This window comes from Lapillicoccus sp. (assembly GCF_025353065.1).
GTDB lineage: Bacteria > Actinomycetota > Actinomycetes > Actinomycetales > Dermatophilaceae > Lapillicoccus.
On sequence record NZ_JANXRJ010000117.1, the window covers coordinates 1 to 2083 of the forward strand.

Consider the following 2083-nt stretch of genomic DNA (forward strand, 5'->3'; position numbering starts at 1 on the left):
CAAGGGCCAGGCCCGACCGGTGGCGACATGTCCATACTCGCAGTCGTTGCTGACCCGGGGCCGGGAGTGGGACCGGGTGATGGTCAGGTCCACGAGGAGGTGCGCGACCGGTTTGGACGTCATCGAGGTGCCCCGGTCGGCGTGGATGACCTCGGGCTTGCCGTGCACGGCCATCGCCGTCTCCATCAGCTCCTTCGCGATCTGGGAGTCCTCGCGGGCGGCGACGGTCCAGCCGACGACGTACCGGGAGAAGATGTCGAGGATGACGTACAGGTCGAAGTACTGGCCGCGTTCGGGGCCCTTCAGCTTGGTGATGTCCCACGACCAGACCTGTCCCGGACGGACCGCGAGCAGCTCCGGGATTACCCGGGGTGGGTGCTTCGCCTGCGAACGGCGTTCTCCTGCAGCGTTGTTCGCGCGTAGGACCCGGTGCATGCTCGACTGGGAACACAGGTAGGTGCCCTCGTCGAGCAGGGTCGCCCACGTTTGCGCGACCGACTTGTCCACGAACCGGCCGGACGTCAGGACACCCAGGACCTGCGCCCGCTCGACCTCGGTCAGGGCGTTGACGGCGGCCGGCCGCGGGCGGGCTGGGCCGAGCATCCGCGGTTGCCGGCCCCGGTAGTGACCCGCGCGAGCCCGGCCCAGCAACGCGCACGCCCGGGCGGTCCCGACCTGGCGCGCGAGGTCGTCGACGGCCGGGTTGATCACCTGCTCGACCGCGGGTCGGTGTCCGCGCTCTCGGAGAGCGTCTCCAAGAGCGCGTGTACTTTTCCCATGATCTCCAACGCCGCCTGACTGCGGGCCAGCTCCGCCTCAGCCTTGACCGTCCGTGCGGTCAACGCCGCGATCTGGACATCCCGCGGATCCCGCCGAGGCCGACCCGGCTGCTGACCCAGGCCCTGCTCGGCGCCGGCGTCACGCGCCCGTCGCCACTCGATCAGGTGCGAGGAGTACAGCCCCTCCCGGCGCAGGATCTGACCCCGCTGCCCCCGCTCGGCCTCGTCGTACTCGGCCAGGATCGCCGCCTTGTACGCGGCCGTGAACACCCGCCGCTTCGGCCGGTCACCTCGAGGTCCCATAACCCCATCATCGTTGGCGAGATCCGCCGTCGTCATCGTCATCGTGCTCCACCAATCACGCCCCGTGCAGAGGGAAGGAACTACAGCACCGCTGTCTCACCCAATCCTGACGCACAGGGCGCGGCCCGGGGCCCAGTCATGTGCAGAGTCTGAGTCCCAAGATGTCGTTACTTCGCCATCGCGATCGAGAAGGCGCTCGTCCGGTTCTCGAGCGGGTGCGTCGCCCTTGGAGTTCCACGCAACAATGTCGAGGATACGGGAGGATACGGGCGTCCGTGAGAAGCCCCGACTTCCGCGTAGCTGCCTGCAAGACTTCGAACCCTCCATGTTGGGTCGCGATGTCCTCCCGGATGGCTTCGGTGATGAGGATCATGTAGTCCGCCCAGGAGCGGGCTTTGGCGTGGGGAACCGGGGCGTCGTCACCGACGTAGCAGGCGCGCACCCACCGGTCGTGGAGCACGACGGAGTGCGGTCGCTTGCGGTGGAGCACCTTGGACAGAGTGGTCCCGCCGACGCCCCACGGCCGCACGGCCGGGTGGTCCAGCACTTCGTACAGTGCCTGAACGGCCTGCTTAAGCTCCTGAAGGTCACTCACGGCGGCTAAGGGCGTTTCTCCAACCGGGCGTCTCAGCGCCTCTTCCAGCTGACCCCGCACGCGTTGAAGGCCATAGAACGACCTGATCTTGACCGGGACATTTAAGAGCCCTGGTGCCAGCAGATCCCCGTCCGTGAGCCGGTCCGGTTCAGCGGTTCCGCCGTCGTAGCAGTCGTAAGCAGAGAAGGCATAGGGGCGCTCGCTCACGACGTTGCTTGCGGCATTAGTGTAGTCGCGGATCCAAGCCGAGGCAGTCTCGAGCGACACCACGACTCGACCTATCCGGACCTCCGCCTCGCGCACCACCATGGCCGCCACGGTAGCGAGTGATCATCCCGACCGCACACGCTTAGGACGCATTCCTGCAGCGCCTACCGACACCCCCATTCCCGAGCGGGGGACGGAG

The 2083-nt window shown here is 67.5% G+C and carries 3 protein-coding genes; all 3 read right to left on the reverse strand.

Features of this window, described 5'->3' with window-relative positions; genetic code table 11:
- A partial coding sequence (locus tag Q0R63_RS09450; protein ID WP_295696715.1) for a DDE-type integrase/transposase/recombinase occupies window positions 1-711 on the reverse strand: 711 nt, incomplete at its 3' end.
- Window positions 708-1049, reverse strand: a complete 342-nt coding sequence (locus tag Q0R63_RS09455; RefSeq protein WP_295696716.1) for a hypothetical protein — start codon at window positions 1047-1049, stop codon at window positions 708-710. The genes Q0R63_RS09455 and Q0R63_RS09450, both read right to left, overlap by 4 nt.
- A 169-nt stretch (window positions 1050-1218) precedes the next feature.
- Window positions 1219-1986 (reverse strand): DUF6308 family protein, encoded by a 768-nt coding sequence (locus tag Q0R63_RS09460; protein WP_295696717.1) that lies wholly within the window; start codon window positions 1984-1986, stop codon window positions 1219-1221.
- Between the last annotated feature and the right edge of the window lie 97 nt (window positions 1987-2083).